The organism is Intrasporangium sp. Soil_C_50, from assembly GCF_057656595.1.
In genome coordinates, this window is the sequence record NZ_JBDGKB010000001.1 from 1159192 (window position 1) to 1186136 (window position 26945).

Annotated in this window: 26 protein-coding genes; 2 read left to right on the forward strand and 24 right to left on the reverse strand. The window is 71.1% G+C overall.

All coding sequences use genetic code 11. The annotated features are described in order from the left end of the window. Positions 1–9: 9 nt before the first annotated feature. From AC3A5R_RS05390 to AC3A5R_RS05420, 7 genes are all read right to left on the reverse strand, one after another. Positions 10–1158 carry an alpha/beta hydrolase family protein gene (locus AC3A5R_RS05390; RefSeq protein ID WP_487620124.1) on the reverse strand — a complete coding sequence of 383 codons (1149 nt, stop codon included), beginning with the start codon at positions 1156–1158 and terminating at the stop codon, positions 10–12. Between the two features lie 2 nt (positions 1159–1160). Continuing rightward, positions 1161–1988, reverse strand: a complete 828-nt coding sequence (locus AC3A5R_RS05395; RefSeq protein WP_487619700.1) for an SDR family oxidoreductase — start codon at positions 1986–1988, stop codon at positions 1161–1163. A 61-nt stretch (positions 1989–2049) separates the two neighbouring features. Then, positions 2050–3249 (reverse strand): NAD(P)/FAD-dependent oxidoreductase, encoded by a 1200-nt coding sequence (locus tag AC3A5R_RS05400; RefSeq protein WP_487619701.1) that lies wholly within the window; start codon positions 3247–3249, stop codon positions 2050–2052. Next, complete coding sequence (locus AC3A5R_RS05405) at positions 3249–3449, reverse strand: ferredoxin (protein ID WP_487619702.1); 201 nt, start codon at positions 3447–3449, stop codon at positions 3249–3251. The genes AC3A5R_RS05400 and AC3A5R_RS05405 overlap by 1 nt, the downstream gene beginning before the upstream one ends. Beyond that, positions 3446–4003, reverse strand: coding sequence for an aromatic-ring-hydroxylating dioxygenase subunit beta (locus tag AC3A5R_RS05410; protein ID WP_487619703.1), 558 nt, complete (start codon positions 4001–4003; stop codon positions 3446–3448). The genes AC3A5R_RS05405 and AC3A5R_RS05410 overlap by 4 nt, the downstream gene beginning before the upstream one ends. Then, positions 4000–5388 (reverse strand): aromatic ring-hydroxylating oxygenase subunit alpha, encoded by a 1389-nt coding sequence (locus AC3A5R_RS05415; RefSeq protein ID WP_487619704.1) that lies wholly within the window; start codon positions 5386–5388, stop codon positions 4000–4002. Before AC3A5R_RS05415 ends, AC3A5R_RS05410 begins: the two co-directional genes overlap by 4 nt. A gap of 46 nt (positions 5389–5434) precedes the next feature. After that, complete coding sequence (locus AC3A5R_RS05420; protein WP_487619705.1) at positions 5435–6373, reverse strand: VOC family protein; 939 nt, start codon at positions 6371–6373, stop codon at positions 5435–5437. Between the two features lie 146 nt (positions 6374–6519). Between AC3A5R_RS05420 and AC3A5R_RS05425 the strand changes: the two genes are divergently transcribed. Further along, positions 6520–7446, forward strand: a complete 927-nt coding sequence (locus AC3A5R_RS05425; protein WP_487619706.1) for a LysR family transcriptional regulator — start codon at positions 6520–6522, stop codon at positions 7444–7446. 392 nt (positions 7447–7838) lie between these two features. On the opposite strand, the gene AC3A5R_RS05430 is transcribed toward AC3A5R_RS05425, so the two are convergent. The 3 genes from AC3A5R_RS05430 to AC3A5R_RS05440 form a co-directional block, all read right to left on the reverse strand. Continuing rightward, positions 7839–8249 carry a VOC family protein gene (locus tag AC3A5R_RS05430; RefSeq protein ID WP_487619707.1) on the reverse strand — a complete coding sequence of 137 codons (411 nt, stop codon included), beginning with the start codon at positions 8247–8249 and terminating at the stop codon, positions 7839–7841. A gap of 92 nt (positions 8250–8341) precedes the next feature. Then, complete coding sequence (locus AC3A5R_RS05435; RefSeq protein ID WP_487619708.1) at positions 8342–8989, reverse strand: TetR/AcrR family transcriptional regulator; 648 nt, start codon at positions 8987–8989, stop codon at positions 8342–8344. Further along, the gene (locus tag AC3A5R_RS05440; protein ID WP_487619709.1) at positions 8986–9621 is read right to left on the reverse strand and encodes a TetR/AcrR family transcriptional regulator; all 636 of its coding nucleotides are present in this window, start codon (positions 9619–9621) and stop codon (positions 8986–8988) included. Before AC3A5R_RS05440 ends, AC3A5R_RS05435 begins: the two co-directional genes overlap by 4 nt. A gap of 202 nt (positions 9622–9823) precedes the next feature. Between AC3A5R_RS05440 and AC3A5R_RS05445 the strand changes: the two genes are divergently transcribed. Continuing rightward, the gene (locus tag AC3A5R_RS05445) at positions 9824–11086 is read left to right on the forward strand and encodes a flavin reductase (protein WP_487619710.1); all 1263 of its coding nucleotides are present in this window, start codon (positions 9824–9826) and stop codon (positions 11084–11086) included. 184 nt (positions 11087–11270) lie between these two features. Here the strand turns inward: AC3A5R_RS05445 and AC3A5R_RS05450 are convergent, their stop codons facing one another. The 14 genes from AC3A5R_RS05450 to AC3A5R_RS05515 form a co-directional block, all read right to left on the reverse strand. Then, complete coding sequence (locus AC3A5R_RS05450; protein WP_487619711.1) at positions 11271–12593, reverse strand: FAD-binding protein; 1323 nt, start codon at positions 12591–12593, stop codon at positions 11271–11273. 42 nt (positions 12594–12635) lie between these two features. After that, positions 12636–13442, reverse strand: coding sequence for an aspartate/glutamate racemase family protein (locus AC3A5R_RS05455; RefSeq protein ID WP_487619712.1), 807 nt, complete (start codon positions 13440–13442; stop codon positions 12636–12638). Further along, a complete protein-coding gene (locus AC3A5R_RS05460; protein WP_487619713.1) occupies positions 13439–14941 on the reverse strand; it encodes an FAD-dependent oxidoreductase in 1503 nt (500 codons plus the stop codon). Before AC3A5R_RS05460 ends, AC3A5R_RS05455 begins: the two co-directional genes overlap by 4 nt. Further along, entirely contained in the window at positions 14938–15531 is a 594-nt protein-coding gene (locus AC3A5R_RS05465) for a cysteine hydrolase family protein (RefSeq protein WP_487619714.1), read from the reverse strand. The genes AC3A5R_RS05460 and AC3A5R_RS05465 overlap by 4 nt, the downstream gene beginning before the upstream one ends. 37 nt (positions 15532–15568) lie before the next feature. Further along, the gene (locus tag AC3A5R_RS05470; protein ID WP_487619715.1) at positions 15569–16339 is read right to left on the reverse strand and encodes an SDR family NAD(P)-dependent oxidoreductase; all 771 of its coding nucleotides are present in this window, start codon (positions 16337–16339) and stop codon (positions 15569–15571) included. Beyond that, a complete protein-coding gene (locus AC3A5R_RS05475) occupies positions 16336–17766 on the reverse strand; it encodes an FAD-dependent oxidoreductase (RefSeq protein WP_487619716.1) in 1431 nt (476 codons plus the stop codon). Before AC3A5R_RS05475 ends, AC3A5R_RS05470 begins: the two co-directional genes overlap by 4 nt. Beyond that, complete coding sequence (locus AC3A5R_RS05480; RefSeq protein ID WP_487619717.1) at positions 17763–18734, reverse strand: isocitrate lyase/PEP mutase family protein; 972 nt, start codon at positions 18732–18734, stop codon at positions 17763–17765. The genes AC3A5R_RS05475 and AC3A5R_RS05480 overlap by 4 nt, the downstream gene beginning before the upstream one ends. Before the next feature lie 6 nt (positions 18735–18740). Next, positions 18741–19673 carry a VOC family protein gene (locus AC3A5R_RS05485; protein ID WP_487619718.1) on the reverse strand — a complete coding sequence of 311 codons (933 nt, stop codon included), beginning with the start codon at positions 19671–19673 and terminating at the stop codon, positions 18741–18743. Positions 19674–19715: 42 nt separating this feature from the next. Continuing rightward, positions 19716–20888, reverse strand: coding sequence for an acyl-CoA dehydrogenase family protein (locus tag AC3A5R_RS05490; RefSeq protein WP_487619719.1), 1173 nt, complete (start codon positions 20886–20888; stop codon positions 19716–19718). Positions 20889–20941: 53 nt separating this feature from the next. Beyond that, the gene (locus AC3A5R_RS05495; protein ID WP_487619720.1) at positions 20942–21793 is read right to left on the reverse strand and encodes an alpha/beta fold hydrolase; all 852 of its coding nucleotides are present in this window, start codon (positions 21791–21793) and stop codon (positions 20942–20944) included. Between the two features lie 140 nt (positions 21794–21933). Beyond that, positions 21934–23127 carry an MFS transporter gene (locus tag AC3A5R_RS05500; RefSeq protein WP_487619721.1) on the reverse strand — a complete coding sequence of 398 codons (1194 nt, stop codon included), beginning with the start codon at positions 23125–23127 and terminating at the stop codon, positions 21934–21936. Next, complete coding sequence (locus AC3A5R_RS05505; protein WP_487619722.1) at positions 23046–24218, reverse strand: acyl-CoA dehydrogenase family protein; 1173 nt, start codon at positions 24216–24218, stop codon at positions 23046–23048. The genes AC3A5R_RS05500 and AC3A5R_RS05505 overlap by 82 nt, the downstream gene beginning before the upstream one ends. 62 nt (positions 24219–24280) lie before the next feature. Next, on the reverse strand, positions 24281–25372 hold the full coding sequence (locus AC3A5R_RS05510; protein WP_487619723.1) for an ABC transporter permease: 1092 nt from the start codon (positions 25370–25372) through the stop codon (positions 24281–24283). After that, positions 25365–26945: a sugar ABC transporter ATP-binding protein gene (locus AC3A5R_RS05515; protein ID WP_487619724.1), complete on the reverse strand. Its 1581-nt coding sequence runs from the start codon at positions 26943–26945 to the stop codon at positions 25365–25367. Before AC3A5R_RS05515 ends, AC3A5R_RS05510 begins: the two co-directional genes overlap by 8 nt.

A 26945-nucleotide genomic window follows, 5' to 3' on the forward strand; every position in this document is an offset into this window, starting at 1 on the left:
GGCGGGCGGCTAGAGCCGGTCGGCAACCCAGTCGGCGATGTAGTTGGCCGGCACGGACTCGTTGTCGGCGCCGGCGTGCGAGGAGCCCCCCTCGGCGAGGGTGAACACCTTGAGCTGCCGGTCGGGGCTGTTGACGGCGTTCTCGTACTCCGGGAGCGCGAGCTCCATCGGGATCTGCCGGTCGTCCTCGCCGTGGGTCACGAGGAACGGCAAGGTGATCCGCTCGACGACCCCCTCGAGGCTCATCTGCGGCGCGAACGCCATGAACGCCTCGAGACTCTCCTTGCCGAAGACCCACTGCACGTGGTCCCAGTAGTGCGGCACGGGGTTCTCCCCCTCGCGCTGCAGACGCCGCTGCTGCAGCGCGCCCCAGTCGTAGTTCGCGCCCCACGTGGCGCAGAGGGAGAACCTCTTCTCGTACGCGACGGCCCGGGGAGCGTAGTAGCCGCCGAGGGAGACGCCGCTCATGCCGATGCGGGTCGGGTCGACGTCGGGGCGCGACTCGAGGTGGTCGACCGCGGCGCCGGCCCAGCGTTCACTGTCGTGGATCGCGGGCAGTCCCCGCTCGCGCAGCGAGGCGCCGGTGCCGGGCTGGTCGACGCAGAGCGTGGCGATGCCGCGTCGGGCGAGCTCGGCGGGCAGGCCGAGGCGGTAGAGCATCTCCTTCATCGAGTCGAGGCCGTTGCAGAAGACCACTACCGGCCAGCCGCCCTCGGGCCGCTCGCCGTCGGGCAGACGGAGGACCGCCGGGTATGACGTTCCCTCATAGGGGATCTCGACGAGCTCGGCGCGCTCCCGGTTGTGCTCGATCGCGAGGGCGAAGGTCTCGACGGACTTGCGGTACGCCTCCTGCCGCGGCGCGTAGTGGCGGCTCTGCATCCGCTCGGCGACGAGGTAGTACACCGAGGCCCGGGCGTAGCGGGCCCCGGCGGAGAGCGGGTGACCGTCGGCGAGGTCCTGCTCGGCCTGCGCGACGAGACCGTCGGCGAAGTCGCACCAGGACTCGAAGAACTTCTCGGTGCCGGCGTCGTCGCCCTCGTCGGCGAGGTCGCGCAGCGGGGCGCAGATCTGCTCGATCTCGCCGATCTGGCCGCCGCAGTTCATCGCGATGCTGACCGACAGGCTCCACACGTAGTTCGTCGGGAAGTAGCGGAACATCGTCACTGCCCCAACCGGTCGGCCTGGCCGTTGCTGATGACGGCCCGGTTGAACAGGCCCTGGTCGGCGACGATCGTCTGGCCGGTCATCGTCGTGTTGTGGTGGGAGGCGAGGTAGGCGTAGAGGGGCGCGTACTCCTCGGGCGTCGGCAGGGTGGGCATGAGCGTCAGCGAGAGGAACTGGCGGGTGAAGTCCTCGACGGGGATGTCGGACTGCTTGTGGCCCTCGAGCCCGAGGGCGCGCGGGCCCTGCAGCTGGCTGTTCGCGATGCCCGAGGGGGCGACGCCGTTGACCCGGACCTTGGGGGCGAACTCGAAGGCCAGCTGGTTGATGACCGACCGGACCGCGCCCTTGGCTGCGGTGTAGAACAACCCTCCCCCGTCGGCGGCGTACGCGGCCGTCGAGGACGTGAAGACCATGGCGCCGCCGGTCTTCTCGAGGTCCTCGAGGAAGACGCGGGCCGAGTAGATGTAGCCGAGGACGTCGACGTGCATCACCTCGTCGAAGGTGCCCTGCACCTTTTCGAGCGGGATGTCGCGCAGCGGGATGTTGCCGTCGAAGATGCCCTGGGCGCCGACGAGGGCGTCGACGCGGCCGAAGCGGTCGAGCACGGCGGCGCGGGCCGCCTGCAGGTCCTCGACCCGCGTCACGTCACCCTGCAGCAGGAGGACGTCGCCGCCGAACTCGGCCTCGAGGTCGACGAGCTTGGCCTCGGAGATCTCGAGGACCGCGAGCCGGGCGCCCTGCTCGCGGAAATGGCGGGCGATGCCGAGGCCGAGGCCCGAGCCGCCGCCGGTGATGAGTACGACGTGGTCGTCGAGAAGCGTCATGGGAGAGGACTTTCCGTGGGTCGGGGTGGGTCACCGGGGCGCGTCGGAGGCGTCGGGACGGTCAGGAGCGGGCGATGCCGAGGGCGTCGGCGAGCGTGGCGCGGGTGCGGAGCAGCCGCTTGTAGGTCCGGGCCTCGGTCGGGACGCCACTGAGCGTCACCGCGTGCAGCTCGCCCGCGCGACCGTGCAGGACGACGAACTCACCGGAGGCGAGGCTGCCGCGGACGAGGAGGTCCTCGTCGTCCATGTGGCGCTCACCGAAGAGGTGCAGCGTCGTGCCGGGCTGTTCGGTCCAGACGTACGGCACGGCGTCCGGCGCCATGGCCTCGCCGCGGGCGATGTTGAGCCCGACGCGGCGGCCGTGCTCGATGGCCCGAGTCCAGTGCTCGACGCGTCGGTGCTCCGAGGTTTGGGGGTGGCGCGTCGCGGCGACGTCGCCGGCGGCCCAGATCCCGGGGACGTTCGTGCGCCCGGCCGCGTCGGTGAGGACGCCGTCGTCGAGGGCGACGCCCGAGCCGATCAGCCATTCGGTGTTCGGCTCCGTGCCGACACCGGCGAGCACGTGGTGCGCCGTCGCGACGCGTCCGTCGGCGAGGGCCAGGCGGTACCCGTCGGGTGTGTCCTCCACCGCCCGGACGCGCGCGGCGAGCTCGAGCCGGACCCCTGCCTCGAGATGCCGGTCCCGCAGCCAGCCGGCGACCAGCGGACCCAGCACGCCCACGAGCGGGAGGTTGTTGGGGCACAGCACCGTGACCTCGGTGCCGCGCCGTCGCAGCGCGGTCGCGGCCTCGAGACCGATGTAGCCGCCGCCGACGACCGTGAGCGGACCGCCGTCCGCGACCATGGCGCGCACGGTATCGAGGTCGGCGAGGGTGCGCAGCGCCGGCAGCGGGTCGCCCGACGTCGTGGCCATCCGGCGGGCGTCGACGCCGCTGGCGATGACGACCTCCTCGTAGGGAATGGCCTCGCCGTAGCTCGTCACGACGAGCCTCCGGTCGATGTCGAGGCCCATGGCCCGGTGGCCGGGCAGCACGGTGACCGCCTGCTCCTCGAGCCGCTGGGCCGTGCGCAGCGGCGCGGGAGCGGCGTCGGACGACGCGAGCAGGCCCTTGGACAGCATCGGGCGGTCGAAGCCGGGCTCGAGGTTCTCGTCGAGCACGGTGATCGAGCCGGTGTAGCCGCCCTCGCGCAGGCCGTCGGCGGCGGACAGACCGGCGGCCGAGCCACCGACGATGACGACCCCGGTCGCGAAGCGTGCCATCACTCCTCCACGAGGCTGATCGCCTGCGCGGGGCAGGCCCGGACGGCTTCGCGCACGTCGTCGAGGTCGGCCTCGTCGACGATGTCGCGCACGACGACGGCGACGGGGCTCCCCGGCGGCAGCGCGAACACCTCGGGGTGGACGGTGACGCAGAGGCCGTAGGCGCGGCAGAGGCCCTGGTCGAGCAGCACCTTGCTCACAGGAACACCCCCAGGTTCGGCGTCTTGAGGGTCGTCTCGGTGAGGACGACCTCGCGGCGCAGCAGGCGCGGACCGTCCGGCAGGAGCCGGAGGAGGTCGTGGCGGCGGGCCGGGATGAGGTCGAAGTGCACGTCGATGCCGCGCTGGCGGTAGACGAGCAGGGCCGAGTGGACGGCGATGACGTCGTCGACGTCGGTGTGGGCGACCTCGACCGAGCCGACCACGCGGAGGGCGCGGGAGGGAGGCACCTCGGAGTAGGCGTGGCCCTGGTCGCCGCGGCGGACGCGGGTCACGACGTGGGCCTTGGTGTCGCGGATGCGCCACGCGTCACGGTCGACCTCGTCGGTCTGCGGCAGCATCGCCTGCCGGATCGGGACCGTGTAGAGCAGCTCGTCGTCGAGCAGGTCGAGCCACTCGTCGTCGCGGCCCTCGTCGAGCAGACGCGCCTCGCGGGCGAGGAACTGGGCGGCGAGCGCGTACGTCGACGGGGACACCGGGCGCCCGGTCTCGGTCGCGTGCACCGCGCTGCTGCCGATGCTCGTGGGGGTGCTCATGACTCGATGCCCTTCGGTGCGTTCTCGCGCATGGTCTTGAGCCACTGGCGCAGGAAGTTGAACTGGACGTACTCGCCGTACGTGGTGTTGCGGTGGATGCCGGGGCCCTTCCACTCGGGGTCGGGGCTCAGGTCGATCGGGGACTTCTGCCCCTGCTGGTAGTTGAACTCCAGGCCCTCCTTGCGCATCCACGGGCTGGCGGCGGCGCGCTGAACGCCCTCCCACGCGACCGTGTCGTCCTGCTCGAAGAGGCCGGCGGAGCCGAAGCAGTACTGCCCGCCGACGTAGTCGCGCCGGGCGGACTCCTCGTCCTGGAAGTTCCAGACGAACTGCCAGTTCCAGAGCTCGATCTTGCCGGGGGCCACGGGCTGCCACTGGCGGAAGCTCGTGAACACCCCGGGCGGCCCGTCGGGCAGCGGCGAGAAGATCCGGATGAAGGAGAAGTTCGGGAAGATCGTGCCCACGGTGGGCGGGCAGTGCTCGGCCACCCACTTGGCGGTGTCGTCGTACTCGCTGAGGTCGAAGTGCTCGGCGTAGCCGGGTACCGCTCCGTAGCCCCAGTAGCTGAAGAAGTCGCCGATGACCTCGGTCCACTTGTGCCCGATGAAGGAGTGGCCGTTGTCGAACTCGTAGGTGGCGGAGATGTCGCAGGTGGCCTGGATGCCCTGGATCATCTCGACCTCCTGGATCGAGAAGTGCAGGGTCGGCAGGTGGTAGACGTCGCCCGCGAAGTTCTCACCGGCGGTCTTCCAGTCGCCGTGCACGATGTAGCGCTCCGGCGGGCCGGCGACGCGCATGCCGGCCGGGCTGAGCTTCGTGATGATGTCGAGCATCCAGCCGGCGCCGCCCGCCAGCCACTCCTCGAGCGGCGGAACGTCCTCGGACAGGGATGCGAAGACGAAACCGTTGTGCGACTGGACCTTCGGCGCCTTCTTGAGGCTCCAGAGGTTCGGGTCGAGGGGCTCTCCGTACGCCTTGTGCATCATCGGCGTGCCGACGAGCGTGCCGTCGTTGGAGTAGGTCCACCCGTGGTACGGGCAGGTGAAGAACCGCGAGTTGCCGGCGTCCGTCTGGCACACCTGCGAGCCGCGGTGGCGGCAGTAGTTCGACAGGACGTTGACCGCGCCGTCGCCGCTGCGGGTGACGATGACGGGGTCCATCCCGATGCGTCGCTGCACGAAGTCGCCGGCGTCCGGGATCTCGGACTCGTGGGCGACGAAGACCCACACCCGGGTGAAGATGCGCTCCATCTCGGCGCGGAAGACGTCTTCGCTGTTGAAGATCTCGGCCGGCACGAGGTCGTTCTGCATGCTCTTCTCGACGCGGTCGAGGAGGGAGTCGACGGGCGTGGCGAACGCCTCGGACTTGTACTCGCCAGTGGTCATCTCGGTGGTCCTTCTCGAGGGGTCTGCGGGGCGGTCAGACGGCGGGTCAGAGGGGTGGTGCGACGTGGACGCCGCGGTCGGGGTCGTTGAACATCTGCTTGGCGACGAACTCGTTCATCTGGTTCGCGGTGCCCCACTGGTCGATGAGCTCGGGCTTGGTCACGTCGTAGACGGACGGGTGGTGCTCGTCCCAGTCGACGGTCTGCAGCTCGGTCGTGTACTCGACGGTGTTGCCGGCCTTGTCCATGAAGTAGGAGAAGGTGTTGTCGCCCGCGTGGTGGCGCCCGGGTCCCCAGACCTTCTGGATGCCCTCCCGCAGCAGGCGGCCCGTGCCGCGGAGGTACTCCTCGACGCCGCGCAGCTCGAACGAGATGTGGTTGACAGCGACGTGCGGCGCCCGCGAGACGGCGAAGGAGTGGTGCCAGTCGTTGCACCGCAGGAACCACATGAAGTCGCCGCGGGCGCCGAGGCAGAGCGTGTCGGACAGCCTGAAGCCGAGGTGCTCGACGTACCAGGCGACCGTGGCCTCCGGGTCGGCCGAGTTGACGACGACGTGAGAGAGGCGCACCGGGACGGACTCGCGCTCCTCGATGGTCCGGAAGGCGCGCGTGGCGACGTCGCTCGACACCTCGACGACCCGACCGTCCCCGTCGAAGAAGCGGAACCCGTAGCCGCCGCCCGGGGTGTCGAGCAGCCGCGGTTCATGGACGACCTGCACGCCCTGCTGCGCGAGCCGGGCGGCGAGGGTGTCGACGTCGGCGGCCGATGCGGCACCGAACGCCACGAGGTCGAGCCGCTTCTCGTCGGCCTTGCGCAGGCGCAGGACGTAGTTCTCCGGTGAGCCCTCGGCGGCGAGGAAGTGCACGCCGCTGTCCGACTCGGCTGGGGAGAGCCCCCACAGGTCGCGGTAGAACGCGAGCTGTCGGTCGAGGTCGGGCGCCGCGATCGCCACGTGCCGCAGGTGGGTGATCAGGGGCTTCGTCACAGGGGTCTCCTTCCGGGAAAGGACCCGCCCGACGCGTGGTGCCGGCGGCGGTGCGGGTCACGGGAAGGACGCTAGGCGCTTCATGGCCTCGTGTTCAAACAATCATTGTTGATGCCCGACATTGATGGAATCGATAGCATGAGCCCATGGACCTGCGCCGTGTGGACCTCAACCTCCTCGTCGCGTTCGACATGCTCATGACCGAGCGCAGCGTCACCCGCGCCGCCCAGCGCCTTTCGGTGGGCCAGTCCGCGATGTCGTCGACGCTCGGCCGGCTCCGCAAGCTCTTCGACGACCCGCTCCTCATCAGGGACGGCCGCGGGCTCGTCGCCACCCCCCTGGCCGAGTCCCTCTCCGCGTCGGTCGGCGAGCTGCTCACCGGTATCGAAAGCGTTCTGTCACAACGGGATCGCTTCGACCCAGCCACCGCCGAACGCACCTTCTCCGTCATCGCCAACGACTACCTGACCATGACGTTCCTGCAGCCGTTGATCGCCACGCTCTCGACCGAGGCACCCGGCATCCGGCTCAAGATCTTCCCGACGGGCGACGACTTCGCCGACCAGCTCCGCGGCCACCGGGCCGACCTGCTCGTCATCCCCCAGGAGGCCTTCGAGGAGCACGCGGAGTTCCATCACCGGATGCTCTTCCGCGACCGCTACGTCGTGGCCGTCGACGCGGACCACCCGGAGGTCGGCGAGCAGATCACCCTCGAGCAGTTCGGCGCGCTGCCCTACCTGGCGACGTCCTCGGGTCACCGCCGGTCACTCGCCGAGATGCAGCTCGACTTCCTGGGCGTCCCGCGCAACACCGAGATCACGGCCGGCTTCGGTCTGGCGCCTTTCCTCCTCAAGGGAACCCGCCTCATCACGCTGGTCCACGAGCGCCTGGCCCTGCACATCGGCGAGGCGGCCGGCATCCGTCTGCTGGAGCCACCGATACCCCGCCTGCAGCCGATCACCGAGATCATGGCCTGGACCTCTCGCACCGACCAGGACGCCGGGCACCGGTGGCTGCGTGATCGGCTCCTCGAGCTGGCGGGCCAGCAGCCACCGGCACCACGGCTCCCGTGAACCGTCTGCGTCGGTCGAGCCGGACGCACCGCGCCCTGACATGATCCTCCGATGAGCACCCCATGGACCGGTGAGGGCACCGCCTCGGGGTCGTCGGGATGGTCTGGAAGAGCTGGATCGCCAACGCCGGCTTCATCGGGTTCCTGGCCCTCTGCGCCTGGCTGGTCGTCGACGACCTGCGCACCAGGAAGGTCGACGACCGCGAGTAGGGCTCGCTGGCCCGCGACGCGGTCGGCGGCGTCCGCTCGGGGATGACCGTCGAGGTGCCCGGAAGGCGCGATGTTCGAGGTGCCCGGAAGGGGCGATGTTCGAGCTGCTCGGCGGCGGTCTCGAGCGCACCGGCAACCCGTGGCGACCCAACCGGCCTCGCAATCGAACACCCTTCGCGGTCTCTACGTGCCCGTGCGCCACACGGGGCCCTGGTCGGTCCAGGTGACACCGTGGTTGCGGCAGAGGCAGAACGGGTGGCCGACAGGATCGGTGTAGACGCGCCAGCCGTAGCCGTCGGGGGCGACGAAGTCCTGCCGCAGGGTCGCACCGAGGGCCAGGACGCGTGCCTGTTCGGCCTCGATGTCGTCGACCTCGAAGTCGAGGTGGAACTGCTTGGGGTGCTCACCGTCGGGCCACTGCGGGGCGCGGTAGTCCTCGACCAGGCTGAACGCCAGCTCGATCTCGCCACACTGGATGCCGGCCCAGCTGCCGGTGCTGCCTTCCTTGACCGGGCGACCCGTCACCTCGGAGTAGAAGGCCGCCAGCCCCATCGTGTCCGGGCAGTCGATGATGACGTCGGTGAGTCGCAGCACCCGGCGATCCTGCCACGGCACGGACGCGTCGGGCAGTGACACCGCGAGATGTCGTGGCCCGTACGGGCAGCGTCCACTCGCCGGACCGGAGCTCAGGCCGATGCAGCTATGGCGCCGATGGTGCCGGCCATCAGCTCGACGTACTCATCGGCATCGAAGTCGGGGTAGACCTGGGAGCCGACGACGATCCCGTCGGAGATCGCGATGACGAGGTTGGCGAGGTCGTCCGCGAGGTCGGCACCCACGTTGGCGGGGAGCAGCTGGGTGATCCACGCCGAGATCATGAGGCGCACCTGCTCGCGCACGTCCATGTACGCCGCCCGCGACTTCGCGTTGACCTCTCCGGTCTCGAGCAGCACCTGCATCCCGATGCGCAGGAACGCCGGCATCTCGGCGAAGGTCCGGGTCGACTGGCCCATCACGCGCCGCAGCCCCTCGACGATCGTCGTGTCGGTGGACACGTCCCACCGCGGCACCGAGACGAGCCATTTGGCGTAGCTGGCGCGGATCACCTCGGCGAAGAGGTGGTCCTTGTCCTCGAAGTACCAGTACACCGAGCTGACCGGCAGGCCGGAGCGCTGGCACACGCGGGCGATGGTGGCACCACTGACTCCCCGCTCCTTGGCGAGCTCGGAGGCTGCGTCCATGATGCGGTCGCGAGACCTCGCCGAGGGCGCCGCCTTGCTCGCCTCCGCAGCGGGCGCGGAGCGCGCGGTCTGGCCGGCTGCTCTCGGAGTCATGCTGCGACCCCCAGGACCTCGAGGTGCCGACCGAGGCCCTGGGCCACGCGGCTGACGAGGCGCTTGATGTCCTTGGGGTTCGCCGAGCGCGCCTGCAGGAACAGGCCGTCCATGAGCATCATGTGGAAGCGCGCCAGGCGCGTGGTGAGCTCGGGGTCCGCCTCGAGGGCTGCGGGGGCGAGCACCGTGGCCCACCAGTCGCGGATGGCGACCTCGGTCTCGTGGCGCACCTCGCCGTAGAGCCGCCGTGCCGCCGGCTCCTTGACCCGCTGCTGCAGCGTCAGCAGCAGGCCCAGCGCCCAGAACTGGGGAGACGTGGTCAGGGACTGGGCTGCTGCGGCGAACCGCTTCTCGATGCGGTCGACGAACGCCTGCGGCTCGCCTCCCGCGACCCACGTCGGGGCGGACGCGCGCCAGGTGCGGTAGGAGTGCTCGAGGGTGGCGGCCAGGAGCTGGTCCTTGCTGCCGAAGTGCCAGTAGATCGAGCTGGCGGGCAGGCCGGTGGCTTCCTGCACCAGCGCGACGGTCGTGCCGTCGTAACCGCGCTCGGCGGCGATCGAGAGCGTCGCCTCGAGGATGGCCTGGCGGGACTCGTCACCCTGCTTGTGCCGTCGTTCGGTCTTCCGTGCCATTCCCGCTCCACTCTCTGTCCGGCAGTGCTGTGGGCAGAGCCGGTTCCCTGTAGCGCAATCCTACGGATCGACGCCCTCACCGGGGAGCCTAGACGCGGGAGTTTCTTATTCGAGCATGAGGGGCCTTGTCCCACGCCCTTCCATCACTTACCTTCACTGTAGTGATTGCTACAGAGTGGTAGCAGGAAGAGGAGATGGCATCGTGGCCGACGGCGCATCGACGGTCCAGACCGTCCAGACCCAGGCGCTGGACCCCGCACACTACCGCGAGGTCATGGGGCACTACCCGACCGGCGTCGCCGTCGTGACCGCCACGTCGCCCGACGGCGAGCCTCTCGGCATGGTCGTGGGTACCTTCACGGCCGTCTCGCTCGACCCGCCCCTCGTGGCCTTCATGCCGACCACGACGTCGGGCACGTACGCGCTGATGCGCGACGCCGAGGCGTACTGCATCAACGTGCTCGCCCACGACCAGCTCGACCTCTGCCGCACCATGGCCGTGCCGCGACCGGGCAAGTTCGACGACGTGGCGTGGCAGCTGTCCGACCTCGGGGCCCCCGCTCTCGACGACGCCGTCGCCCGGATCCACTGCCGCACCCACGACGTCGTCACCGCCGGCGACCACTTCATCGTGCTCTGCGAGGTGCAGGCGATGGAGGTCAGCCGCCCGGTGACGCCGCTGCTCTTCTTCCAGGGCGGTTACGGTGGCTTCAGCTCGCGCGGCCTGAGCGCGAAGGGTGACGCCGGGCTCATCGAGTCGCTGCGCCTCGCCGAGGTCGGGCGCACCCAGGCCGAGCGGGTGGCCCGCACGCTGGGCTGCGAGACGGCCCTGCTCGTGGCCGCGAACGAGCACGAGCTCACGGTGGCGGTGACGGCCTACGGTCCGAACGTGCAGGCGCTCGAGCCGCTCGGCGTCCGGGTGCCGCTCATGCCTCCGCTCGGTGAGGCCCACGTCGCCTGGTCCGACGACGCCGTCGTCGACGCGTGGCTGCGGCGGGCCTCGAGCCAGGAGCCCGAGGTCCTCGACAAGTACCGCCGTCGCCTGGCTGCGGTGCGCGAGAGCGGCTACGCCGTGTCGCGGCAGCGCGAGCAGGACCACCCCCGCTACGCCGACCTTCGCGACGCGATGCGTGAGTACGCGGCGGGCGACCTCACACCGGTCCGCGAACGTGCCGTGCGGTCGGTCATCTCGCAGTCCTCCCCCTTCTTCGAGACCATCGACATCCAGGACGGCGAGACGTACGACCTGGGAGCGGTGGTCGTGCCCGTCCTGGGACCCGACGGACGAGCAGCCCTGTGCCTCAGGGCGAGCCAGCTTCCGAGCGGCGTGGACGCGGACACCGTCCGTGGGTGGGTCACGACGCTCCGGTCCGCCGCCGCCGAGATCAGCGCGCAGCTGCGCGAGCCGCGCCGCGCCGCGTTCGCGGCGTTCCTCGCGGCCACGCCCGGCGACTTCATGATGTGAGCCGGCCGACGCCCACCGGGCCGGCTCACCCGGGTGGGCGCCGCCCTCAGGGGTGCAGCATTCCGTCAGCAGTGCGCGGTGGAACGTGAACTGATGAAGGAACCGCGCACCGCTGGTCGCGGCGCCACTCACGCCGAGAGGGCGGACCCGACCGGGTCCGCCCTCTCGTCGTCTCCGACCGCGCTCACCCCTGCGCGCTGACCTCGTTGCCGATGATCCATCCCATCCCGAAGGCCGACAGCAGGCCGTTGCCGGAGCTGTAGCCCCCCGAGTCCGGGCCGGCGAGACCGACGGCGGCTCCACCGCCGGCGCGGAGGCCGGGGATCGACGTTCCGTCAGCGCGCAGCACGCGGCCGAGGGGGTCGATGGCCGCACCGCCCTGCGTCGTAAGGACGCCATGGGTCAGCCAGGCGAAGTGGAACGGCCCGGCGAGCGCCCGGCGACCGGGAAGCGGCCGCAGCGAGCCCTCGAGCACCGCCGCGTCGACCCGCAGCGCATCCGCCAGGGAGGCGACGTCGCGAGCCGTGCGCAGCGCGCCGGCGCGCTCTGACTCGCGCATCATCTCCGAGTGCTGCGCGGTCTGCTGGGCCTCGTCGTCCCAGATCATGACGGCCCGCTCGCCGGGCTGGTGCTGGACGACGCCGGCCAGCCCGGAGTAGCCGTGGGCCTGCTCGTCGACGAAGCGCACGCCGTCGCGGTTGACGAGCACCGCGCCCAGCCACGGCAGGGCCGGGTTGACCCGGGTGCCGTGCAGGGTCACCTGGCCGTGGCGCAGGCACGCCCCCATGTTGCGCAGCTCGGCCCCCAGCGGCCGCAGCCAGCCGATGGCGTCACCGGTCGCGGTGCTGACACCGCCGTGGAACGGGTCGCCGAGCTCGGCGCAGAACTCCTGCATGAGGGCGCGGTTGCCGGCGAAACCGTCGGTCGCGAGCACCGTGAGCCCGGCCGACACGACGAGCTCGTTGCCGCCCTGCCGACCGCACACCCCGACGACGGCGCCGTCCTCGACGCGCAGCCCCGTCACGGGGGCCTCGTCGAGCACCGCGACGTTGGGCCGGTCGGCGAGGATCCGCCGCAGGTGGCCGACGAGCGGACCGCCGCCGGCCCGGGCGGGGTCGGCGTGGAGCCGGGGCACCGACATGCCCTTGCGGGCCATGTCGGTGCCGACGTCCATCGGGTAGCCGAGGTCGTCAGCGATCCAGTGGACGTAGTCGGCGGCGACGCCACAGAGGGCGTCGACGAGCTCTCGATGCCGTTCGTCGCCGGACGCGGCCAGGATGTCGTCCGCATGGCGCCGCGGCGAGTCGTCGATGCCGGCTGCCCCTTGGAAGCGGGTGCCGCCGGCGGCGAGGCTGCCGCTCGAGACCTCGGCGTTGCAGCCCTCGGTCATGCTCTTCTCGAGCACGGCGACGACGACGTCGGGGTCCTCGCTGGCACGAAGGGCGGTCATGACACCGCAGGCGCCGGCGCCGGCGACGACGACGTCGACCTCGATGTTCTCCTGCATGGGCGTGCCTCCTCGCGTCGGTGGGTCGTGTGGTTCGAGCGCTCAGGCGTCCAGCGCCTCGGGGACGCCGTAGAAGGCACGAGCCCGGTCCACGAGCTCGCGCGGCGGCTGCGCGTGGTGGAAGCCACGACGCGACGGCACCAGACCGGTTGCCCGGTACTGCCGACCGCGCATCTCGGCGACCTGCAGCAGGGTGCCGAGCGAGTCGACGACCGGCACCTCGTCGACCCGGCTCACGCCGTGGTCGGCGAGGAAGACGTTGAGCGGCCCCTCCCCCGGCACGATGACGTCCGCGCCAGCCGCGATCGCCTCGCGGGCCGCGGTGCGGAACGCCCCGAGCAGGGCGTCCGGAGCGGCGTACGCCCCCATGACGTCGGTGAACCCCGCCTCCACCTGCCGGATCGGCCCCACGACGGAGTCGAGCCCGTAGGTGCGCAGGTTGCGGCGCAGCTGCGGCTCGAGGGCCCCGATGAAGTTGACGATGCCGACCGTGGTTCCGAGGGTCGAGGCCATGAGCACCGAGGTCTGCCCGAATGCGAGCACCGGGATGTCGACGACCGACCGGCACTCCTCGTACGCGGTGTCGGGGATCGTCGCGATGAGGAACGCGTCGTAGCCCTCGTCCTGGGCCCGCAGAGCGGCGTGCACGAACTGCTCCTTGTGGAGGCCCGAGAGGTACGCGTAGCCGATGTGGGTCCCCGGGTAGTCGCTCGGGTACGTGCCCGGCTTCATGCCGTGCAGGTGCACCTCGGTGCCGGGATCGGCCACCTTGGCCAGGTGCCGCTGGAGCGCGTCACGGTAGTGCGGCACGTCGTCGAGCACCGTGAAGCTCTGGTGCCAGATCTTCACGACCGCTCCTTCGCGGCCAGCGCCGCGGCGTCGGCCCCGGCGATGCGCCCGAAGGTGGCTCCACGCAGCACCGAGGTCGAGCCGGTGTAGTTGGAGTAGTAGAGGCCCGTCATCTCACCGGCGGCGTAGAGGCCCGGGATGGCACGGCCGTCGCGGTCGATGACGCGGGAGCCGGCGTCGACCTTGAGACCGCCGAAGGTGAACACGTTGGCGCACATCACCGGGTAGGCGATGAACGGTCCGGCCGCGATCGGCTTGGCCCAGTTGGACTTCGGCGGAGTCACACCGTCGGTGGCCAGCCCGTCGGGACGGGTCGGGTCCCACTCCCCCTCGGGGCAGCCGTCGTTGTAGGCCGCAACGGTCGCCTCCAGCGTGGTGGGATCGACGTCGATCCTCGCCGCGAGCTCGGCGATCGAGTCGGCCTTCACCGGGGGCACGTCCGAGCGGATCGCCGTGCGCAGGTTCGGGATCGACTGTCCCTGAGCGTCGAGGATCATCCACGCGACGCCGCGGGGCTGGGCCTGGATGTCACGAGTCGTGCGCTCGTACCACGCGTCGACCGGGCCTCGCGCCTCGTCGACGAAGCGCTCCCCCTCGACGTTGACGAGGATGCCGTAGGTGAAGGCCATGATCGCCGCCTCCGGGTCCCCCGACCTCGGGTCGACGGGCTCGGCGTGGAAGAGCGAGAAGTTGCCGGCCGTCGCCGCACCGACGGCCATCGCCATCTCGAGGCCCTCGCCCTTGTTGTAGTTGCCCCCTCGTGCGACGGGACGGCACAGCATCCCGAGCGGACCGTGGTAGCGGGCCATCAGCTCGGCGTTGCCCTGGTAGCCGCCGCTCGCGAGCACCACGGTGCCCGTGAAGGTCCGCCGTCCGCCGTCTGCGCCGGACGCCTCGACACCGGTCACGGCCCCCGAGTCGTCCACGACGAGAGCCCGTGCCGTGGTGCGGAAGTGGAAGTCCACCCCGAGCGAGCGTGCCCGGGCACCAAGGGTTTCCACGAGCGCAAGGCCGCCGCCGACGGGCGCCATCCGCGTCGTCGACACGGTGAGGAAGAGCGTCGGTAGCTCGCCGAAGGAGATGCCGTGGCCCTCGAGCCAGCGAAGGGTGGGGCCGGCGTTGTCCTCGAAGGCGGCGACGTAGTCGAGGTCGACGACCTGATGTGCCCGCAGCAGCGGGTTGCGACGCTCCCAGTCCAGGCCGGAGTCGGCCGTGATGCCCGGGTCGGGGTGGCCCATGAAGTCGTCGACGAGGGTGTCGGCGAGGCCGGCGGACACCTCGTCGAGGGACCTCATCCGCAGGTAGGCCTCGGTGTAGCGGGTGTTGCCGCCGGTCTCGGCTTCGACCGAGCGTTCGAGCAGGGCGACCCTGGCCCCGTTCTCGGCGGCGGACAGCGCTGCGGAGAGCCCGGCGATGCCGCCGCCGACGACGACCACGTCGTAGTCGGTGGCCGTGGGCGCCTCTGCGCTGCTTGCGGACTCGCGCGTCGTCGTGCTCATGACCAGCTCCCGATGACGTCGGCGGCAGTTCGGACGTCACCGAAGAGCGGCAGGGTGCGGGTGACGGCGAACTCGTGCAGGGCGGGGTCGGGGGCGGCGCACATGTCCTCGACCACGCTGACCTGCAGGCCGGAGTCGGACGCGTGCCGAGCCGTGGACTCGACGACGAGGTGGGTGGCGATGCCACCCAGCACGACATGGTCGACACCCTCCGCGGCCAGCACCTCGCGCAGCGGGGTGCCGATGAAGGCGTTGACGCAGCCCTTGTCGACGACCGGTTCGCCGTCGACGGGCGCGAGCTCGGGGACGAACTGCGCCTCGGCGGACCCCGCGAGCATCTTGTTGTTCGTGGGGTACCCGTCGAAGCGCGGGAGCCGGTTGGTGCGCAGCCGGTACGTCGGGTCGAAGGCGAGCCGGACGTGGAACACCGGCACCCCGGCGCTGCGCGCGGCCTGCAGCACCTGCGCGGCCGTCGAGAGCACGGCACGGTCACGCACCTGGGCGGCGAGCGGCGGGGCGAGGCACAGCTCACCCTCCTGGGCCAGTGCGACCTGGTAGTCGAGCATCAACAGGGCAGACTTCGGGGACATCAGGCGCTTCTCCTTGGAAGACAGTGGGTTTCGGGAGTCACCACGCGGACCAGCCGCCGTCGACGTAGACGACCTGGCCGGTCATGTACGCCGAGCCGGGTGACGCGAGCAGGACGAGGGGGCCGGCGAGGTCCGTGGCGGGGTCGCCGAGACGGCCGAGCATGGTGCGCTGCGCGAACCACTCGAGGCGCTCGGGGTCGTCGCCCAGCGGCGCGGTCATCGCGGTCGGGTAGAACACGGCCGGTGCCATGGCGTTGACGGTGACGCCGGAGTGCCCGAGCTCGCTCGCCAGGGAGCGAGTCACGTTCACGACGGCCGCCTTGGAGGCGTAGTAGGCGCTCTCGGGCACCGGGCCGACGCGCTCGGCGTAGACCGTCGTGACGTTGACGATGCGGCCCCAACCCGCGGCCGCGAGGCGTGGGCCGAACTCGCGGCCCACGAGCCAGCAGCCGGACACGTTGACGCGCATGATGCGCTCGAAGTCCTCGAGCGACGTCTCTGCGACCTCACGACGGAGCATGACCCCGGCCGCGTTGACGACGACGTCGACCCGCCCGTGCGCCGCGACCACCTCGTCCGCGAGGGCACGCACGGAGTCCTCGCTCGTCACGTCGACGGCGTGCGCCGTGACGGTGCCGCCGCACAGCGCACGCGTCTCGGCGAGCGTGTCGGCCCGACCCTCGAGGTCGGCCACGGCCACCGTGGCGCCGTGGTCGGCGAGGGCGCGCGCCATGCGCTCCCCCAGCCCGCCCGCGGCCGCGCCGATGACGACGGCCACCCTGCCGGTGAGGTCGAACAGGTCGGTCACCACTGGAGCTCACTCTCCTCACGTGCGGCAACGTCACCGGCGATACGGCCGAAGACGGCCGACTTCCCGATCGACGTGCCGGTCATGTAGCCCGCGCCGTGGAACCCGCCGACGAGCTCACCTGCGGCGTAGAGCCGTTCGATGGGCTCACCGAACACGTCGAGCACGCGCATCGACGTGTCGACGGTGACGCCGCAGTACGTCGCGAGCACGACCGTGCCGGACAGCTGCGCGTAGAACGGCGGCGTGTCGATGGGCTGCCGCTCACCGACACCGCCGACGACGTGGACGCGTCCGAATGGGTCGGGTCGACCCGCGGCGATGCGCTCGTTGTAGTCGACGATCTCGGCCTCGAGCACGCCGGGCTCCGTGCCCAGCAGCTCGGCGAGCCCGGCCAGCGTGTCGGCCGTCTGCAGCATGCCGGCGCGCTCCCGACCGGCGAAGTCGTAGATCGGCACCTCGTCGTTGGACTGCGCCATGACCTTGGCGTCGAACACCTGCCAGGTGCGGGCGGTCGGCTGGGCCAGGCTCGCGTCGCCGAGGGCCTTGTAGGGGATCGACTCGTCGACGAAGCGGCGTCCGCTCCGGTTGACGGCAACCGCCCCCTTGTAGACCGCGAGGATGCCGGTGCCGTCCTCGCCGTGGTGCGGCTCGTGGAAGATCCCGTAGGTGCCCTTGACGTAGGGCAGGTCGCGCAGGCCGGCGCCGAGCGCCATCGCCATCCGCAGCCCGTCGCCCCGGTTGCCCTCTCCCCCGGCCAGCAGTGCCTGCGCCATCTGCGGTGCGAAGCGCTGGAGCATCTCGCGGTCCCGCGAGAAGCCACCGGTGGCAAGGACGACGGCGTCGGCGAGGACCTCCCGCTCCTCACCGCGGTGCATCACGCGTACGCCGGTCACGCGGGTGCCGTCGTGCAGGATCCGTCGCACGTCAGCGCCGAGGGCGAGGCGCGCCCCGAGGCGTCCGGCGGCCGTGAAGAGCGACCGGAGCATCGCCGTCGTGTCGGTCGGGTGCGAGCGCGGAGCGGACTGCCCCGACGCGGCGTGGATGTGGCCGTAACGCACACCGTGTGCCTTGAGCCAGCGGTAGGTGTCGAGCTGTCGCTCGCAGTAGAGGTCGACGAGCGCCTCGTCGTTGACGTGACCGCCCGTCTCGAGCAGGTCCTTGCGGAACAGCTCGACGGAGTCCGGGATGCCCTGCTCCTGCTGCTCATCCGTGCCGACGAAGGCCGACAGCCCCGCCGAGCGCACCGTCGACCCACCGAAGGCGTCCGTCTTCTCGAGCAGGACGGCGTACTGCCCGGCCTCGGCGGCGGCGAGCAGGGCGGCGGCGCCCGCGAGACCTCCCCCGAGCACGAGCACTCCGACCCGGTCGGGCACCTCGGCGTCGACGGGCAGGCCGGTGGCCGGGACTCCCGGCTCCTCCCTCATCGCGCACCCGCTGGCGCATCGAAATGGGCCTCGGCTGAGGAGAACTCGGGGAGGTGGAAGAGCGACTGGCGCTCCTGCCAGGTGGCGATCCGGCCGGCGTACGAGGCGGTCTCGCCGGTCGCGCGCAGGTGGGCCAGGGCCTCGGACCCGGCGCGGATGGCCGCTCGCATGAGGAAGTTCGCGAAGAGCACGATGTCGAACCCCAGGTCGCGGTACTCCGCGAGGGTCAGCTGCGGGGTCTTGCCGCCCTCGACGACGTTCACCACGAGGGGTACGCCGGCGAGCTCGCGCCCGACCCGCTCCAGCTCCTCGACCGTGCGCGGCGCCTCGACGAAGATGACGTCGGCGCCCGCCTCGACGTAGGCGTGGCCGCGCCGGATCGCCTCGTCGATGTCGTGCACGCTGCGGGCGTCGGTGCGGGCGATGAGGACCGTGGCCGGGTCCTCGAGCGCCTGGCGTACCGCGACGAGCTTGGCCTGCATGTGTTCGGCGGGGATGAGGGCGTGGTGGTCGAAGTGGCCACACCGCTTCGGCATGTCCTGGTCCTCGAGCTGCAGCGCCGCAGCACCCGCACGCTCGAGCCGCCGGGCGGCTCGCATGGCCATGACCGGCTGACCGAACCCGGTGTCGGCGTCGACGACGAGCGGCAGGTGCGTCGCAGACGCCAGGCGCTCGACGTGCTCGACCACCTCGCCGAGCGACACGAGCCCGATGTCGGGCACCCCGTACTGGGCGTTGGCGAGGCCGGCCCCGGTGGCATACGCGGCCTCGAAGCCGGCCTCCTCGATGAGGCGGACACCGAGCGCGTCGGTCGCACCGGGCAGCACGAGGGTGCCGTCGTCGGTGGAGCCCTCGGCGCGGAGGGCGAGGAGGGCACGGAGACGTTCGCGACGTGCGGTGGGGGTCGGCGCAGGGCCGACCCCCACCAGCGTCGCGGCCGCCTCGAACGGGGCCGGGACTGCGGACACGACGACTCAGGCCTCCTGCGCCGCCGGCAGCGACGGGTCGGCGAGCGGGTGCATGATGCCGGGCGGGCGGCCCTTGCCGTCCGGGTGCTGCTCGTGGCCCCACACGGCCGTCCGGTCGTAGACCTTGGGGATCCACGTCTCCTCGTCGACCTCGAGGCCGCCGTAGCCGTACTCGACGTGGAACGAGCTCGGCGTCGAGTGGTAGAAGCTGAACTGCTGGTCGTTCGAGTGGCGCCCGATCGTCAGGGTGATCGGCACGCCGATCTCCTGGGCGATCTCGTACCCGGTGCCGACGTCGTCGATCGAGCCCACCTGGATCATCAGGTGGTTGAGGCCGGCGACGCCGGGCGGGCACTGTCCGAGCGCCAGCGTGTGGTGCCGCGCGTTGCAGTGGTAGAAGCGCGCGTTGAGCCGGCCGGGAACGATGATCTTGTCGGACAGGCGGAAGCCGAGCTTGGTGAAGAACTCGTGGCCGGCCTCGATGTCGGGCATGAGCAGCAGCACGTGGCCGAGGCCCTGCGCGCCGGTGACGAAGCCGGTGATCGCGCGGCCCGGGCGGAACGAGGCGCGCACGTGGCTCTGGCCCCACGTCACCTCGTGGCGGAAGCCCCACGGGTCGGTGAAGACGAGGATCCGGTTGACGGCGCGGGCCTGGGCCAAGGCCTCGTCTCCGCGCTCGCTCGAGACGCCGAGGTCGGCGAGGGCCTTCTCGACGCGGTCGATGTCCTCCTCGTAGTCGACGCCCCAACCGATGTAGGCCGTCTCGTCGTGGTCTCCGGGGTGGATCTGCAGACGCCACTCGGCGTCGTCGAACTTCAGGCGCACGGCCCCGTCGGGGCCGGGGTCGGTCACCATCGCGCCCCAGAATCGGGTGGCCATCTCGGGCCACTCGTCCTTCTTGGGTGAGTTGATGCCCAGGTAGGCAAGTGACGTGATCATCGTCGATCTCCTCGTCAGGTGGGGGTGGTCGGTTCGGACGGTTCAGGCGAAGACGGGCGGCACCGAGGCCTCGCCGCCGAGGTCGTCGGTGGCCCACTCGACGGTGATGGCCTCGGAGACGTTGCAGATGTGGCTGAGGCCGGCCTGCATGTCGCGCCAGTAGCGCTCGTTGGGCAGGCGTTCGTGGATGCTCTGGGCGCCGCTCAGCTTGTAGAGCCGGTCGACCGCGTCGACGGCTCGACGCACCGCGCGAACGCCGTTGCGGCGCACCGTGAGGCGCTGGCTCCACGAGACCTCGCCGCCCTTGTCGACGTGGTCGAAGAGCTCCTTCATGTCGTTGAGCAGCACGGTCCGCGACGCAGCGACGTCGGCGGCAGCCTCGCCGTAGACGTTGAGCTGGATGGGGTCGCGCCGGGCCACGCGGCCGTCGGCGGAGACGCGCTGCTCCATGTAGGAGCGGTAGACGTCGAGGGCACCCTGGACGATGCCGAGCGTGCCCGAGTTGATGGCCGCGGAGAAGACGACGGGGAACTTCAGGCGGTAGAGGGACTTGCCGGGCTGCCGGTCCTCGTACGCGCCGTTGAGCATGAGAGGGGCCTCGACGACGCGGTAGTCGGGGATGAAGACGTCGGTCATCCGCACGTCCTTGGAGCCGGTTCCCTTGAGGCCCAGGACGTTCCAGCTGTCCTCGACGATCTCGTAGTCCTTGCGCGGGATGACGAAGTGGCGCATGTCGGGCGGCATTGTCGGCTCGCCGTCGTCGCCGACGACGAGCCCCCCGAGAATGACCCACTCGGAGTGGTCGGTGCCCGTCGAGTAGGGCCACCTTCCGGTGAAGAGGAACCCGCCGTCGACCTTCTTGGCCCGGCCGAACGGCGCGTAGGGCGACGCGGTCCACGTGTCGGGGTCCTCGCCCCAGATCTCCTCCTGGAGGCGCGCGTCGAACATCGCGATCTCCCAGGGGTGCACGCCGACGACGCCGGTGACCCAGCCCGCGGACGGGGAGGCCGCGCCCACGGCCATGGCCGCCTCCATGAACTCGACCGGGTGCGCCTCGAAACCGCCCCACTCCCTGGGCTGGTAGAGGCGGATGACACCGCTCTCGCGCAGCACGCTCGCGGTGCGGTCGGTGAGCCGGCCGAGGTCGTCGCTGGGCTTGGCCTCGTCCTTGAGGAGGGAGGCGTTCTCCTTGATGTTGCCGAGCACGTCGGTCATGGGTCGTTCCTTTCCGGCGGCGTCGCGAAGGCGCCGGCTGTGCGGGTCGCGGGCTAGTTGGCGCTCACGAAGTCGATGACGAGGCGGTTGAACTCGTCGGCGTGCTCGACCTGGGCCCAGTGGCCGCAGCGGTTGAGCAGGACGGCGCGGGAGTTCGGCAGGTGCGCGAGGAGCAGCAGGGTGTTCTCGAAGTGGACGACGCGGTCGTCGCGGCCGTGGATGAGCAGGGCCGGGATGTCGACCTTCGGCAGGTCCTCGAGGCGGAACCACTTGGCGATCGGACCGCCCTTGGCGAAGCCGTCGAGGTAGTTCGCGAGGTGCTCCGGGTGGGCGTTGGCGTTCTCCGCACGCTCGGCCGCCAGCTCCGGGGTGGCGAAGCGTGCGCTGTCGTAGGTCATCACCTCGGTGAGGCGCGTCATCGACTCGACGGACGGGTCGCGGTAGGCCGCGACGAGCGTGCGCATGCCTTCGGACAGGCCGCCACCGGGTGAGACGATCTTCGGCTGGGGGCCCGAGCCGGGGCCCATGGTGATGACGTGGGTGACGCGCTCCGGGTACTCGGTCGCGAGCCGGAGGGTGGTGATGCCGCCCATCGAGTTGCCGATGAAGGCAGCCCTCGCGATGCCGAGTGCGTCGAGCAGGTCGACGGCGGCGCGGGCGTGGTCGGACTCCTCACGCGTGACGGCCTGCGACCGGCCCCAACCGGGCATGTCGGGCGCGATGACGTGGAAGTGCTCGGCCAGCACCTCGATGTTGGTCTTGAAGTTGCTCCACCCCGTGGCCCCCGGGCCCGAGCCGTGCAGGAGCACGACCGCCGGGGACTCCGGGTCACCGGCCTCGTTGAAGTGGATCGTGCCGGAGGCCGTGTCGACCGTGCGGCTCGTCTGCTCGGATGTCAGCACCATTGCTGCCTCTCTCGCGCGACGCCGGCCGATTGAGTTTCATCGACCCGTGTCTGTAGTAATCGCTACAGCGAATGTACGGGCATGCCCCTCGTCCCACAAGGGGTTCGTCTCAGAAACTGTGGTTGGCATTCCATGGAGGGTCATCGGCGACGCAGGCCGAGCACGCCGAGCAGCCCGGTGGCCGTCAGGCCGAGGAGCACGAGCACGGCAGCGCGATGGCCCTCGAGCAGGACCCCGAGCGCCGTCGGCCCCAGACGCTCCGTCCGACCCGCGAAGTAGGCCGCGGACGCGTCGGGGGTGAGACCACCCGCACCCAGGGAGAGCAGCAGGGCGGTACCCACTGAGACGGCGGACTGCTGCGCGGTGGCCCGGATGCCGTTGAGCGTGCCGGCCCGCGACAGGCCGCCCATCGCGACGATCATCGCGCCGTTGACCGTCTGGAACGCGCCGCAGCCGAGGCCCAGCACGACGAGACCGGCCATGATGGCCGGCGGCTCCGCGCCGGTATACATCGTCAGGGCGAGGAGCGCTGCCCCGCACAGGGCCACGCCGGCCGTGACCCGCGAGATCACGACGTCGTCGCCTCTGCGGCCGAGTTTTCCGACCGCCACCGTGCCGACCGTGACCGCGGCGGCGAGCGGGGTGATCTGCAGGGCGGCCGTGCGGGGGTCCTCGCCGTGGACGCCTTGGAACCACAGGCTGAAGAGCACGGCGGGGACCACCCGACCGACGCACAGGCAGAAGCCCGCGAGGTTGGCGAGGAAGAACTGCCGGTCGACGAGCAGCTCGACCGCCACGGCCGGCCACCGGGCCCGTCGCTCGACCGCCACGAAGACCGGTAGCGCCACGACGACGCCGGCCAGCAGGAGCACGGTCCTCGCACTCGCCCACCCGACCTGCTGCACGCCTGCGAGGGCGATGAGCAGCAACGTCGTCACGACGAGGATGAGCGCGTTGCCCGGCAGGTCGAGCCGGGCGCCGGTGAACGGCCGGGTCGGCACCCGGGACAACGGCCGCCAACCGACCACCAGGTCACCCACGGCGATGAGCACGCCGACGACGAAGAGCCACCGCCAGCCGAGCAGGCTCGTGACGAAGCCTCCGACGAGCGGGCCGGACACCTGGGCGATGGCGAAGCCCGCGAGATAGACCCCCATCGCGGACCGGCGCCTCTCCGGTGGATGACTGACCGTGACGATGGCGGCCGCGAGCGCCGCTCGCGCGTCACGGGCCGACACGTCCGGCGCCCGGCTCAGTACTGGGCGGACGCCGGGATCTCTCCGCCGAACGCGTCGAGGCCCCACGCCAGGTAACAGGGCTCCTTGGCGTTGCACACGTGGGTGGCGGCCACCTGCAGGTCACGCCAGAAGGGCTCCAGCGGCGACCCCTTCTGGATGGCGCTGGAGCCCAGCAGCCGGTAGAGCTCGTGCACCGCGGAGATCGCCCGGTCGGTCGCCCGCACCTGGTCGACCCGGAACCGGAGCCGCTGCTTCACCGTGATGTCGCCGCCGTCGGCGACGGCGTCGTAGAAGCGCGTGATCATCGACTGCACGTGGCTGATGCCGGCCTCGACGTCGGACTCCGCGCGGGCGAGCGCCGCGAGGACGAACGGGTCGGTCCGCGAGGCACTTCCCTGCGACGACACCCGAGCGGCGATGTGGCCGTGGGCCGCCCGGAGCGCGCCCCGTGCGATGCCGAAGGTGCCGGCGGAGATGGCGAAGGGGAACATGACGCCGAAGCGCATCGCATAGAGCGCCTCACCGGCACGCCAGCGGTCGCTGTAGGTGTTGTCGCGCACGAGCACCCCGTCGAGAACCCGGTGCTCGGGCACGAAGACATCGCGCATCCGCACGTCCTTGGACCCGGTACCGGTGAGCCCCATGACGTTCCAGCTGTCCTCGACGATCTCGTAGTCGGAGCGCGGGAGGACGAAGTGCCGCAGGTCGGTCGGCGAGAGCGGCTTGCCGGACGCGTCGGCCACCATGCCGCCGAGGATGACCCACTGCGCGTGGTCGGTTCCCGTCGAGAACGGCCACTGCCCGCTGAAGAGGTAGCCGCCCTCGACGCGGCTGGCGCGCCCGAAGGGGGCATACGGCGAGGCCACCCACGTGTCGGGATCCTCGCCGTAGACCTCCTGCTGGAGCCGGGGGTCGGCGATCGCGATCTCCCACGGGTGGATCCCCACCACCCCGGCGACCCAGCCGGCCGACGGGTGGTTCATCCCGATGGCCATGACCCAGTCCATGAAGTCGTTGGGGTGTCCCTGCAGACCGCCGCAGTCCTTGGCCTGCAACAGCTTCATGCCGCCCGAGGCGCGCAGGATCTCGACGGTGCGGTCGGTGATCCTGCCGAGCTCGTCGCTCGGGCCGGACTCGGCACGCAGCTCCTCGGCGTGGTCGAGGACGTATCGGGTGGCCTCGTGCATGGCGAGTTCGCCCCTCTCAAGGTGGTGGTGCGCCGACGGGCGCTGGTGGTCAGACGGTGTCGTCAGTCGGTGCGGGAGCGGTCCCGCACGACCTTGGCCAGCGTCACGGCGACGACGAGGCCGGCGCCGTAGAAGACGTTCTGGATCCAGCCGGAGAAGCCGAGCAGCTGCAGCCCGAAGATGCCGGTCGTCAGGAAGTAGATGGCGATGATCGTCCCGATGGGGTTGAACATGCCGGGCTGCACGACGGCGGTGCCGAGGAACACGGCGGCCAGGGCCGGCAGCAGGTAGGTCGCCGACGTCGAGGAGTCGAAGCCGCCGACCGTCGCGACCATGATGACGCCGGCGAGGCCGGCCAGCAGCGAGCCGGCGAGGTAGGCGCCGGCGCGGATCCGCGGGACCCGGATGCCGGCCAGGCGGGCGACCTCGGGGTTGGCACCGACGAAGATCATGCTGCGGCCCAAGGGAGTCCAGCCGAGCAGGTACGCGATGCCGACCGCGAGCAGGATGCCGTAGTAGAAGGAGATCGGCATCCCGAGCACCTCGTACGTCGCGAGGTTGCTCAGCTCGGGGCTGTTGACCGACACGATGTTGGATCCCGAGACGACCTGTGCGAGGCCGATGAGCAGCGTGCCGGTGCCGAGGGTGACGACGAAGCTCGAGACGTCCATCACGACGACGAAGAACGCGTTGACTGCTCCGGCGAGCAGGCACACGCCGATCGCGACGAGGCAGGCGAGCCAGACGTTCCAACCGTGGACGCCGGAGAGCACCGGGACGAGAGTGGCGGCGATGCCCATGACCGAGGCGATCGACAGGTCGAACTCGCCCACGACGAGGGTGATCATCGCCGACATGGCAAGGAACACGAGCACCTGCTGGCTGCCGAAGATCGACGAGAAGGCGCCCCACGAGCCGAACCGGGTCGGCATGAGGATGTAGTAGACGAGCGCCATCGCCCCCCAGACGAGCACGAGCGCGTACTTGCTCGTGATCGTGTGCAGCCACGACGGCTCGAACCTGCTGCGCAGCGTGACGCGGCGGGGCGGTTCGGCCGGCTGCTCAGGACGGCCGCTGTCGGTGAGGATGCGCTCGGTCAGTCCGGTCTGCTCGCTCAGCCGCTCGGCCGCGCTGCGGGTGGTGCTGTCAGTCATGGGTCGGTCCTCCTGCGGCGAGCGCGGGCGCGTGGTGTTCGGGGTTCTCGGGGTCCTGGGAGCTCTCCGAGTAGATGGCCTGCAGGACCGCGTCGGGATCCTGGGTTCGGATCTCGCGCAGGCCACCGGGGCCGTGGACGAGGATGCGGTCGCAGACCTCGGCGAGGTCGGACGGCTCGATGCTGACGAGGAGCACCCCGACGCCGCGGGCTGCGGTCTCGACCACGGAGCGCAGGATGTCGACGCGCGCCCCGACGTCCACCGCCTGGGTCGGCTCGTGCAGGACGAGCAGGCCGGGCGTGACGGAGAGCCACTTGGCGAAGAGGACCTTCTGCTGGTTGCCGCCCGACAGCTCCTTGACCAGGGCGTGGGGCGAGCGGGTCCGGATGCCGAGGCGGGCGATCGACGAGCGGGCCTCGTGGTCCTGCCAGCGACGGCCGACGTGCCACGGCCGGCCGCGGCGACGCAGGCTCGGGACGGCGATGTTGTCGCGGATGCTGAGCTCGACGGCGAGCCCCTCGAGGATGCGCTTCTCCGGAACGAGCGCCGCTCCGAGGGCCAGGCACGTCGCGACGTCAGCACGGGTGAGGTCGACGCTGCCGGCCTGCGTCGTCAGGCGACCGGCCCGCGCCCGGCGACCGCCGGTGACGAGGTGCGCGACGGCTTCGAAGCCCGACCCCGGCAGGCCGGTGAGGCCGACGATCTCCCCTCGGCCGACCGTGAACGAGAGGTCGTCGACTCCGCCGCTGCTCAGGCCTTCGACGGAGGCAGCGAGTCCGGCCGGTTCGGCGAGCGGCTCACGCGTCCGGCCGACCGCCTCGACGGTCTTGCCGAGCATGTGCCGGGCCAGGTCGTGCTCCGACAGCCCAGCGGTGGGGATGCCGGCCGCGGCGACGGCGCCGTCTCGCAGCACCGTGACACGGTCGGCGAGCCGGAGCACCTCCGACAGGTTGTGGCTGACCATGAGGACAGCAGTGCCGTCCGCGACCACCTTGCGCAGCAGCGCGTGGAACCGCGCCAGCTCCTCGCGGGGCAGCGACCGGGTGGCCTCGTCGAGGACGACCAGTCCCTCACCGGGGCGCTGGTCGCGCAGGGCACGCGCGATGGCCACCTCCGCTCGGCGCATCGCGGTGAGCGGGGCGACCGGAGCGCCGGGGTCGATGGGCACGTCGAGCCGGTCCAGCACCCGCCTGGCGATGGCGTGCTGCGCGCGCCAGTCGATCTTCCGCGACAGCCGGTGCCGCACGAAGCCGCCGACCCCGATGTTCTCCGACACCGTGAGGTGGTCGAGCAGCCCGAGGTCCTGGTGCACGACCGAGACACCGGCGGCCGACGCCGTGCTCCAGCGGACGGGCAGGTCAAGGGCCTGCCCGTCCACCGAGAGCGTGGCTCCGGCATCGGGCGCGTGGTAGCCCGTGAGGATCTTCACGAGCGTCGACTTGCCCGACCCGTTCTGGCCGATGAGGGCGTGGATCTCGCCCGGAGCGACGTCGAGGTCGACGTCTCGGAGCACGACTGTCGATCCGAACGTCTTCGAGACGCCCCGGGCCTCCAGCCTCATCGTGGCGGGCAT